Annotated in this window: 11 protein-coding genes; 7 read left to right on the plus strand and 4 right to left on the minus strand. The window is 70.9% G+C overall.

The window, feature by feature from the left end:
• Positions 1 to 30 precede the first annotated feature (30 nt).
• Complete coding sequence (locus VE172_RS11340) at positions 31 to 630, plus strand: DUF642 domain-containing protein (protein ID WP_324801353.1); 600 nt, start codon at positions 31 to 33, stop codon at positions 628 to 630.
• 115 nt (positions 631 to 745) lie between these two features.
• On the opposite strand, the gene VE172_RS11345 is transcribed toward VE172_RS11340, so the two are convergent.
• Complete coding sequence (locus tag VE172_RS11345) at positions 746 to 1,411, minus strand: DUF1453 domain-containing protein (protein WP_324801356.1); 666 nt, start codon at positions 1,409 to 1,411, stop codon at positions 746 to 748.
• A 40-nt stretch (positions 1,412 to 1,451) separates the two neighbouring features.
• Between VE172_RS11345 and VE172_RS11350 the strand changes: the two genes are divergently transcribed.
• The 3 genes from VE172_RS11350 to VE172_RS11360 all read left to right on the plus strand — a co-directional run bounded on the left by VE172_RS11350 (position 1,452) and on the right by VE172_RS11360 (position 3,979).
• Positions 1,452 to 2,066, plus strand: coding sequence for a TetR/AcrR family transcriptional regulator (locus VE172_RS11350; protein ID WP_324801359.1), 615 nt, complete (start codon positions 1,452 to 1,454; stop codon positions 2,064 to 2,066).
• 39 nt (positions 2,067 to 2,105) lie between these two features.
• On the plus strand, positions 2,106 to 2,918 hold the full coding sequence (locus VE172_RS11355; protein ID WP_324801362.1) for a GNAT family N-acetyltransferase: 813 nt from the start codon (positions 2,106 to 2,108) through the stop codon (positions 2,916 to 2,918).
• Positions 2,919 to 3,034: 116 nt separating this feature from the next.
• Positions 3,035 to 3,979 (plus strand): NADP-dependent oxidoreductase, encoded by a 945-nt coding sequence (locus VE172_RS11360; RefSeq protein WP_324801365.1) that lies wholly within the window; start codon positions 3,035 to 3,037, stop codon positions 3,977 to 3,979.
• A gap of 5 nt (positions 3,980 to 3,984) precedes the next feature.
• Here the strand turns inward: VE172_RS11360 and VE172_RS11365 are convergent, their stop codons facing one another.
• The 3 genes from VE172_RS11365 to VE172_RS11375 all read right to left on the minus strand — a co-directional run bounded on the left by VE172_RS11365 (position 3,985) and on the right by VE172_RS11375 (position 6,890).
• A complete protein-coding gene (locus VE172_RS11365) occupies positions 3,985 to 5,208 on the minus strand; it encodes an MFS transporter (RefSeq protein WP_324801368.1) in 1,224 nt (407 codons plus the stop codon).
• A complete protein-coding gene (locus VE172_RS11370) occupies positions 5,208 to 5,783 on the minus strand; it encodes a winged helix-turn-helix domain-containing protein (protein ID WP_324801371.1) in 576 nt (191 codons plus the stop codon). The genes VE172_RS11365 and VE172_RS11370 overlap by 1 nt, the downstream gene beginning before the upstream one ends.
• 96 nt (positions 5,784 to 5,879) lie before the next feature.
• Positions 5,880 to 6,890 carry an ABC transporter substrate-binding protein gene (locus VE172_RS11375; protein ID WP_324801374.1) on the minus strand — a complete coding sequence of 337 codons (1,011 nt, stop codon included), beginning with the start codon at positions 6,888 to 6,890 and terminating at the stop codon, positions 5,880 to 5,882.
• Positions 6,891 to 6,978: 88 nt separating this feature from the next.
• On the opposite strand from VE172_RS11375, the gene VE172_RS11380 reads away from it, so the two are divergent.
• The 3 genes from VE172_RS11380 to VE172_RS11390 all read left to right on the plus strand — a co-directional run.
• Entirely contained in the window at positions 6,979 to 7,986 is a 1,008-nt protein-coding gene (locus tag VE172_RS11380; RefSeq protein WP_324801377.1) for a FecCD family ABC transporter permease, read from the plus strand.
• Positions 7,983 to 8,996 carry a FecCD family ABC transporter permease gene (locus tag VE172_RS11385; protein WP_324801379.1) on the plus strand — a complete coding sequence of 338 codons (1,014 nt, stop codon included), beginning with the start codon at positions 7,983 to 7,985 and terminating at the stop codon, positions 8,994 to 8,996. Before VE172_RS11380 ends, VE172_RS11385 begins: the two co-directional genes overlap by 4 nt.
• On the plus strand, positions 8,993 to 9,345 hold a 353-nt coding region (locus VE172_RS11390), incomplete at its 3' end, for an ABC transporter ATP-binding protein (RefSeq protein ID WP_349258343.1). The genes VE172_RS11385 and VE172_RS11390, both read left to right, overlap by 4 nt.

Raw genomic sequence — 9,345 nt, forward strand, 5'->3', positions numbered from 1 at the left:
AACGCTTGGCGCCCAATGTGAGAGGAAGTCATGGGTAAACGTTCGGCAATGATCATCCTCGGCATCTTGGTGGCGGGGGGCGCCGCCGCGATCATCGGCCCCGCCGCGACGGCGGAATCGGCCAATCCGACGCTCAAGGACGGCAGCTTCGAGACCACCGACCTCTCGGACAGTCACGGCTACCGCGCCTTCGAGCCCGACGAGGAGATCGGCGCCTGGAAGCTCGGCTCCGGCGTGGCCGACGTGCTGCCCGGCACGAAGATGGACCCCGTCAAGGGCAAGCAGTTCCTCAACCTGGTCGCCACCAAGGGCAAGAACGGCAGCATCAACCAGACCGTCGAGACGATCCCCGGCAAGAAGTACGTGCTGGCCTTCAACTCCACGGTGCTGTCGGGCGCGGGCATCGAGGTGCAGACGCTGACGGTGCAGGCGGGCGAGAAGTCCGAGGGCAACCACCAGTGGTACAGCATCGACGCCACGGGCCTGGACGCCGGACAGGCGGGCTGGCACAAGGCGAAGTACGAGTTCACCGCCAAGAGCACCAAGACGACGCTGAGCTTCACGAACTCGACCCCGACCACGGACGAGCACGGCATCTGCCTGGACGACATCACGTTCTCTCGCGCATAGCCGCCGCACCCATAACGCTTCGACAAGGGCCGCACCTGATTGGGTGCGGCCCTTGTCGTATCCCCTGAAATCGAACGCGCCGATGTCGCGGTGGCGCACATACGCCACCGACGGATCAGTCGCGGCGATCGGTGGGGCGGGTCTCGCGGACCACCATGGACAGCCAGGAGACGCCGTCGGCGAGGGAGGGCGATTGGCGCAGCTCGGCGGCGGGCGGGGTGGCGCGGCGCTGGTTGACGCGCATCGCCGCGGCGTTGAGGTTCTCCCGCAGGTTGCTCCGGGCGGCGCGGGAGCTCTTGCGCTCGGGCGAGAACGGGTGGCCGGTCGACAGGGCACGCAGCCCGAGGGCGGCCATCTCGCCGAGCATGCCCAGGCCGATGGACAACATCATGGGGCGGGCGTGCTCGTTCATGCCCCCGACGTGCGCGAGCAGGCCGAAGCCGCCGCTGATCGCCAGCGACACCACCCAGACCACGACGGTCCTGACGGTGTAGCGCTGCCACAGGACGCCGTCCTTGGTGAACAGCTTGATGGTGGCGCCGCGGGCGGCGCCGCAGCCGACGCCGACCACGACCCCCGCGGCCAGCCACAGGTAGTCGGTGGCCGCCAGGTCGTGGGCCTTGTAGACGTCGTAGGCGCCGAGCGCGGTGAGGATCAGCGGGGCGGAGACCAGGTCGCGGGCGTTGAGGGGCTCGCCGCTGAAGCGTTTCAGCACGAGGTAGCCGACGGCGAGTACCACGATGATGGCGAGGATCCAGGGATGTTTATCTAGCATGTCCATGCTAAATAAGTTAGCACACTGATGCTATAAACTTCTCGGCATGCCGAAGATCGTCGATCCCACCGTCCGCCGCACCGAGGTCATCGAGGCGGTGTTCCGCATCGCCGAGCGCGACGGCCTGGAGCACGCCTCGCTGCGCAACATCGCCGCCGAGGCGGGTCTGGCCGTCGGGTCGGTGCGGCACTACTTCGCCGACCACGCCGAGGTGATGACCTTCGCCATGCGGGAACTGGTGGAGCGGATGTCGCAGCGCATCCTGCGGCACGCCGACACCATCGGCGACCGGGACGCCGCCGCGGACCGCTTCGAGGCCACACTGGATCTGCTCGCGGAGTTCCTGCCGCTGGACGACGCCCGCCGCACCGAGGAGGCGGCCTGGCTGTCGTTCGTCAACGCCGCCCGCACCGACGCGCGGCTGCGCCCGTACGCCAAGCGGATGCACGAGGGGTTTCGCATGGTGACCACGCGGGTGATCGCCGGCGGCCAGGAGACCGGGCGGATCGCCGCCACCGTCGACGTCGACCTGGAATCCGAGCGGCTGGCCGCGGTGCTGGACGGGCTCACCCTGTCGGCCATCACCCAGCCCGACGCCTGGGACAACGCCACCGCGCTGGCGGTGGTGCGCCGCCACATGGAAGACCTGCTGTCCCATTGAGATTTGACGCCCCGAGCCGCGCGATGCTTTGATTCCCCGGTGAGCCAACTCGATACCGATCCCCGCGCCCGCGGCTTCCGCGACGCCTACGACGCCCAGATCCGCACCCGTGTGCTCGTCCGCGATTCCGCGGTGGAGCGGGTGGACAAGAAGGGCCCGATCACCCGCAAGACCTCCCTGGAGGGGCGCGGTTTCATCACCTACACCGACCTGGACGGTATGGACGGCGAGAAGCTGGACGCCTTCATCGCCGAGCAGCGCGAGCACTTCGCGGCCGTGGGTCAGTCGGTCGAGTGGAAGTATCACGGCTACGACCTGCCCGAGGATCTGCCCGATCGCCTGCGGGCGGCGGGTTTCGTCCCCGAGGACCCCGAGACCATCGTGATCGGCGAGGCCGCCGACCTGGCCGTGGCGCCCCGCGTGCCCGAGGGCGTGGAGCTGCGCGAGATCACCGAGCCCCGCGACCTGGACCGCATCCGCGTCATGGAGGAGCGGGTGTGGGGCGAGCCGCACGACTGGCTGCCCGCGGCCCTGGCCGCCGAGCTGGTCAGCAAGACCGACCCGATCGTGGTGCTGGCCGCCGAGGCGGACGGCGAGGTGGTGAGCGCGGCGTGGATCAGGTTCCACAAGGGCACCGAGTTCGCGAGCCTGTGGGGAGGGTCCACTCTGGCCGAATGGCGCGGCAGGGGCGTCTACCGCGCACTGGTGGCGCGGCGCGCCCAGCTGGCGTTGCGACGCGGATACCGCTACCTGCAGGCCGACTGCTCCCCCGACAGCGCGCCGATCCTGCGGCGGCTGGGCATGTCGTGGGTGGCCACGACGGTGCCGTACGTGTGGGCTCCCTCTTCATAGGACGTCGGCCGCCTGGCCCGAATCCTGCGGCTTGTGGCCGCGTCGCGGCTGGGCGGAGGGTCGGCGCGGACGCATCCTGAAGGGGATCGCACACCGACTCCCGCGAAGGAATCCCGATGAACCAGACCATGCGCGCCATCGTCCAGACCGAGCTCGGCGGGCCCGAGGTCCTCACCGTCGCCGACGTGCCGCGGCCGAGCCCCGCCCCCGACGAGGTGCTGGTGCGGGTGCGCGCGGCGGGCGTCAACCCCGTGGACGCGGGCGCGCGAGCCGTCGGCGTTTTCATCGGTCGGCCGCCGTTCACCGTGGGCTGGGACGTGTCGGGCGTGGTGGAGGAGGTCGGGCTGGGGGTGACCCGGCTGTCGGTGGGCGACGAGGTCTTCGGGATGCCGCGCTTCCCGAATCCCGCGGGCGGCTACGGCCAGTACGTCACGGCGCCGTCCCGCCATTTCGCCCGCAAGCCCGCGTCGCTGTCTCATGTGGAGGCGGCGGGGCTGCCGCTGGTGGGGCTCACCGCGTGGCAGGCGCTGGTGGACACCGCCGACGTCCGGCCCGGGCAGCGGGTGCTGGTTCACGCCGCCGCGGGCGGCCTGGGGCACATCGCGGTCCAGATCGCCAAGAGCCTTGGCGCCCATGTGATCGGTACCGCCAGCGCCGCCAAACACGACTTCGTGCGGTCGCTGGGCGCCGACGAGCTGATCGATTACACCAGTGTGGACTTCACGACGGCGGTGGAGGACGTCGACGTCGTCGTCAACTCCCTGTCCGGGGAGTACGTGGCGCGTTCGGCGGCGGTGCTGCGGCGCGGCGGCATGGTGGTGAACCTGAAGTCCGCCGACGCCGACGCGATGCCGCCCGAGGCGGTGGAGCGGGAGGCGCGGATGGCGTTCATGTTGGTGGAGCCCGATCTGCGGGGCCTGGAGGAGCTGTCCCGGCTGGTCGACGGCGGCGAGCTCAGCATCCACGTCGCCGAGACCTTCGACCTGGAGCACGCTGCCGACGCCCACCGCGCCATCGAAACGGGGCGCACCAAGGGAAAGATTGTCCTGACCGTCGACTGAGCGGCCTAGGCGAGGGTGGCGTCGCGGGTCTCCGAGCGCCATACGGCCAGGGAACCGCCGACGGCCAGCAGTCCGGCGCTGGCGGCGAAGGTCGCCGACAGCCCGAACGCCGAGACGCCGAAGCCCGTGGCGGCCATCGCCAGCGGGGTGATGCCGAAGTCCAGGACGTTGGACACACTGGACACGCGTCCCCGGAAGGCGTCGTCGGTGTTGGCCTGCACCAGGGAACCCAGCAGCACCCCCATCACGCCCGACACCAGTCCGATGACGACGGTGATGGCGACGGCGACCCACAGGTTCGGCGCGAGGCCCAGGCCGAGGACGGCCACGGCCTGGACGAGCGCGCAGGCGGCGATGCGGTAACCCAAGGCGCGCTTGGGTTTGACGCGCAGCAGGAGCAGCGCGCTGGCCGCGGCGCCGCCGCCGAAGCCCGCCAGCATGCCGCCGATGCCCACGGCCCCCCAGCCGCGTTGCTGGGACAGCACGGCCAGGCCGACGTTCATCGGCCCGACGAAGCCGAGGTTGATGAACAGGCCCGTGAGGTGCAGGTCGCGCAGGAGCCGGTGGCGCCACAGATAGCGCAGGCCCTCGGTCAGGGCGGCGCGGGTGCCACCCCGCGGGCGCCGTCCGGCGGCCACCTCCCGGGGCCTCAGCGTCCACAGTGTAGCCGCCGACAGCAGGAAGGTGGCCGCGTCGACGGTCGCGGCCAGCGGCAGCCCGCCGATCGCCACGATCGCGCCGCCCAGGGGCGCGCCGAGCGTGAGGGCGAGGCGGGCGGTCAGGGTGCGCAGCGCCACCCCGCCCGTCAGCTGCTCCTCGCGCAGCAGCAGCGGGGTCATGGCGCCCGAGGCGGGCATGAACACCGCCGACACCACGCCGAAGACCAGGCCCACGGCGACGAGCAGGCCGATGCTGGGCGCCGCCAGCGCGATCGCCGCCGCGCCCAGCGCCACCGCGGTGCGCAGCAGGTCGCTGCCGATCATGAGTCGCTTGGGGCCGAAGCGATCCACGAAGACGCCGCCGAACAGCAGGAGCACCAGCCGCGGTATCGACGACACGGTCAGCACCATGCCCGCCACGCCGGGCGAGGCGAGCTTGACCGCCGCCCAGGACAGGGCGACGTACCAGATCTGGTCCCCCAGAACGGATATCGCCTGCCCGGTGGTGAAGCGCAGGTAGGCGGGGTCGCGGTGGGCGGGGCGGGCGGGGCTGGGGGCGAGGGTCGACATCACAGGTTCTCCGGGAAGACGTGATAGAAGAAGCGGACGGGGCGGCGGTCGGGGTCGCCGGTGGCGCGAACGTCCTCGCTGTACCGGGACCAGCGCTCGCACAGCGCCTGGAACTCCTCGACCATCTGGGAGACCTCGGGGGCCGACAGGTTGAGATAGGACTGGCTCCCCGTGGCGGCGTCCTGCCACTGTGGAGGATAGGAGTGGCGCAGGCGGTGATGCTCGCGCAGCGCCTGGAACTGCTCGATGATCCACTGCCGCGTGGCGGCGTCGGCCACGGCCCGCGCGGCGGGGGTGGGGAAGTCCCGCGAGGACCAGGAATGCGACTCCATCACGGGCTTCCACCAGCGCTGCCGAAAGTCCCGCGACGCCTCGGGCGCCTCCTCGATGAAGCCCGCCTCGTGCAGCTTCCTCAGGTGGTAACTGACCTGCCCGGGGTCGCCGTCCACTTTGTCGGCCAGGGTGCCCACGGTGCTGGGGCCCAGGTGATGCAGCAGGCCGAGAAGGCGCTGGCGCATCGGGTGGGCCAGCGCCTTGAGGGTCTCGGGATCGATGATCTTCTTGGGCTCGGGCATGGACGAAAGCTACGTCCGCCCGAGGGGTCCGAGAAGAGGTTTACTGGAAAACCACGTAGCGTTATATATATGTGACTCTATGGGCGATCGTCGAGGTCACGTCACCTTGTCGAACTTCTCCAGGGCGTCCGCCAGGGTCTTGGTGAACGGCGCGCACCCCGCGTGCGAGAAGCGGGCCTCGCTGGCCCAGCCCAGGTACTGCTTCTCCTTGATGGCGGGCAGCTTCATGAAGGTCGGCTTGTCGGTGAGGTCCTTGGGCTGCAACGCGGCCACCCGGTTGTCCATCAGGATGATGTCGGCGGAGTACTTGTCGGCGTTCTCCCAGCTCAGATACTGGTAGAAGCCGTCGTCGGTCTTATCGGGGACGATGAACTCCACGCCGAGGTCGCGATAGTACGACAACACGCAGTACGCGCTCGGGTCCACCACGTACAGCTTCTGGTCGTCCGCCGAGGCGGCCATCACCGTGAGCTTCCTGCCGCGTTTCTTGGCCTTGGCCCGGGTGCGCAGCTCGTCGGACGCCGATTCGAAGTCGTCGACGGCTCTGGAGATCCTGGACGCCGACTGGTCGGCGCCCAGCGCCTTGGCCAGCGCCTGGAATCGCTTGAACACCTTGGTCAGCTTGGCGTTCGCCGTGGACAGGCAGATGGCGGGCGCCAGTTTCAGGATCTCGTCGGCGCTCTCGTCGGGCAGGAACCAGGGCTTGTCCTTTTGGTACATGTTGGTGATCAGGACCTGGGGCTTCAGCGAGGCGTATTTCTCCACATTGAACTTTCCCCAGGTGTTGCCGAGGTTGACCACGTCGTCGATCGGGAGGTCGCCGGCCTGCGGGTCGGGCTTGCCGTCGGACAGCTTGGTGGGCCCGTAGACCCCGGCGATCTGCTGGCGGACTCCGTAGTCGTAGAGGGCGGCGGCGGTGCCGATGTAGGCGACCGCTCGCTTCGGCGTGCCGTCCACCCGCGCGGTCTTGCCGCGGTCGTCGGTGAACTTCCACGACCCGCTTCCCGACGCGGCGCCGCCCGCGCCGCAGGCGGCCAGGACGGCGCCGGCCGTCAGCGCGCCCGCGGCGCCGAGAATTCCGCGCCTGGTGACCTGGGGGTTCGGCATGGTGGGGTTCCTTTCGGGGGTGTGCTTCGCTCGGGTTCGCAAGTTAGGTTAGCCTACCCAAAGACATAACCGAAGCGACGGAGTTCCCTTGTCCCCGCCCCACACCCCGCGCGCGGCGCGCCGCGCCTCCGGCCTGGCCATCGCCGGGTTGGTCCTGGTCATCAGCGTGGCCGCCAGCATCGCGCTGGGCGCCAAGACCCTGTCGCCTGGTGAGGTGTGGCACGGCCTGATCGACCCGGCGGCCGACAGCTACTCGGTGGTGCACCAGATGCGGCTGCCCCGCACCGAGCTGGGGCTGGCGGCCGGGCTGGCGCTCGGCCTGGCCGGGGCGCTGATGCAGGCGCTGACCCGCAACCCGCTGGCCGACCCCGGGGTGCTCGGCATCAACGCCGGCGCCGCCGGCGCGGTGGTCACCGCGATCAGCTTCGCGGGCGTGGCGAGCTTCGGCGGGTACGTGTGGTTCGCCCTGGCCGGGGCCGCGGTGGTGTCGTGCGGGGTGTACCTGGTGGGCGGCGGGCGCCGCGCCACCCCCGTGCGGCTGGCCCTGGCGGGGGCGGCCATCAACGCGGCCCTGTATTCCTATGTGAACGCCGTACAGCTGTGGGACACCAACAATCTCGACCGCATGCGCTTTTGGACGGTCGGCTCGATCGCCAGCGCGCAGCCGTCCACGATCGCCAAGGTGGCGCCGTTCATCGCCGCCGGTGTGATCGCGGCGTTCTGCCTGGCGCGGCCGCTCAACGCCCTGGCGCTCGGCGACGACGCGGCGCGGGCGCTGGGCTCGCGCCCGGGAATCGTGCGGGTGGCGGTGATCGCCGCCGTCACGCTCCTGTGTGGAGCGGCGACCGCGGCCTGCGGGCCGCTGGTCTTCGTGGGCCTGGCCGTGCCGCACCTGGTGCGCGCCATCACCGGTCCGGGCCTCGGCTGGCTGCTGCCGTACTGCGCCGTGCTGGCCCCGGTGCTGGTGCTGGGGGCCGACATCCTCGGCCGCCTGGTCGCCCGCCCCGGGGAGATCGAGCTCGGCGTCGTCACCGCCATCGTGGGCGGACCGTTCTTCCTGTACTTCGTGAAGCGGGGAAGGATGGCCACGGCATGACCGTCCTGCGTGGAGCGTCCTGGTCGCTGCGGTACCGTCCGCGCGTCCTGGTGGTCGTGTTCGCCCTGCTGCTGACCGCGGCGGCCTGCGCCGTCGTGGCCATCGGCAGCGGCGACTACCCGATGAGCCCGCCCGCCGTGGTGCGCACCCTGCTCGGCGGCGGCGACCCCACCGACGCCTACATCGTCACCCAACTGCGGCTGCCCCGCGCCGCCTGCGCCCTGCTGGCGGGCGCGGCCCTCGGCCTGTCGGGAGCGGTGTTCCAATCCCTGAGCCGAAACCCCCTGGGCAGCCCCGACATCCTCGGATTCACCGAGGGCGCCGCCACCGGTGCGCTTCTGGTCATAGTGATATTCACCGGTGGCGGCACGGCCCTCGCCCTGGGGGCGTTGACGGGCGGGCTGGCCTGCGGCGGGCTGCTGCTGGCGCTGCTGTGGCGCCACGGCGTGCACGGCTATCGCCTGGTGCTCACCGGCATCGGCATCTCCGCGATATTGACCGGCGTCAACGGATACCTGCTCACCCGCGCCCAGATCTCCGACGCCGCCCGCGCGGTGCTGTGGCTCACCGGCAGCCTGGACGGTCGGCAGTGGACGAACGCGGTGCCGCTGGCGATCGGGCTGGTCGCGATGGCGCCGCTCGTCCTCGCCCTGCACCGCCGGCTGTCCGCCCTCGACCTGGGGGACGAGCCCGCCGCCGCGCTCGGCGTCAACGTCCGCGCCACCCGCGTGTCGCTGCTGGCCGCCGCGGTGGTGCTGGTGAGCGTCGCGGCCGCCGCCGTCGGCCCGATCGCGTTCGTGGCCCTGACCGCGCCCCAGCTCGCCCGCCGCCTCACCGGTGTCTCGGGCCCGCATCTGTTCAGCGCCATGTGCATGGGAGCCGCGCTGCTGGCCGCCTCCGACGTGGCCGCCCAGCGGCTCCAGCTGCCGGTCGGCGTCATCACCGGCATCCTGGGCGGCGCCTACCTGATCGGGCTGCTGGTCACACAAGGCAGAAGGGGACGCATATGAATACCTCGAAAGGAAGCGCCATGGAGCCCTCGCGATTGTCGGCCAGCGGCCTCACCCTGTCCTACGACAGGCGGGTGATCGTCGACGGTCTCGATGTGTCGATTCCGGACGGTTCGTTCACCGTCATCGTGGGCCCCAACGCCTGCGGCAAGTCGACGCTGCTCAAGGCGCTGTCGCGCACCCTGCGGCCCGCCGGCGGCACCGTCCTGCTGGACGGCGCCGACATCCACTCGCGGCCCACCCGCCAGGTGGCCCGCACCCTCGGCCTGCTCCCCCAGTCGTCCATCGCCCCCGACGGCATCACCGTGGCCGAACTGGTGGCGCGCGGCCGATACCCGCACCAGGGCCT

It is taken from the genome of Stackebrandtia sp., from assembly GCF_035643755.1.
GTDB lineage: Bacteria > Actinomycetota > Actinomycetes > Mycobacteriales > Micromonosporaceae > Stackebrandtia.